Raw genomic sequence first — 502 nt, 5'->3', positions numbered from 1 at the left:
CCCTGTGCCGCCGGGTTCAGGCCGAGATCGGACTCGCGGATCGCCTTCTCGATCTTGGCGCCCATGCCCTTCTCCCAGGGCTGGACGCTGATCGTGCGGGCGTCGAGCAGCGTGACGTTGGCGACCTGGCTGATCGGCAGCATCGAGCCGTAGTAGTCGACGTGCACCTGGTCGAGGATGCCCGGGTGGGCACGGCCGGTGCGGATCTTCTGCAGTTCGTTCTTGAACGCCTCGATGGACTTGGCCATCTTGTCGGCGGCGGTCTTGTGGATGTCAGCGATGGTCATGAGAGTGGAGCCTCGTCAAACGTGCACGAGCGTGCCTTCGTCCTGGCCCAGCACGACGCGCTTCAAGGCGCCGGGCTTGTTGATGCTGAAGACCCGGATCGGCAGCTTCTGGTCGCGGCACAGCGCGAACGCGGCCGCGTCCATGACCTGCAGGTTCTTCGAGATGGCCTCGTCGAAGCCGATCGTCGCGTAGCGCGTCGCGGTCGGGTCCTTGT

Annotated in this window: 1 protein-coding gene and 1 pseudogene; both read right to left on the bottom strand. The window is 65.3% G+C overall.

Annotated features, from left to right (window positions below; genetic code table 11):
- On the bottom strand, positions 1 to 287 hold a 287-nt coding region (locus CKO23_RS25240; protein ID WP_200336350.1), incomplete at its 3' end, for a ribosome-recycling factor.
- A 15-nt stretch (positions 288 to 302) separates the two neighbouring features.
- Positions 303 to 502: pseudogene (locus CKO23_RS25235) on the bottom strand (UMP kinase); the annotation flags it as partial.

The sequence above is a fragment of the Thiocystis violacea genome (genome assembly GCF_016583565.1).
In the GTDB taxonomy this organism is placed as follows: domain Bacteria; phylum Pseudomonadota; class Gammaproteobacteria; order Chromatiales; family Chromatiaceae; genus Thiorhodococcus; species Thiorhodococcus violaceus_A.
The sequence above is the reverse complement of the archived record's forward strand: the minus strand, read 5'-3'. Positions and strand labels throughout refer to the sequence as shown.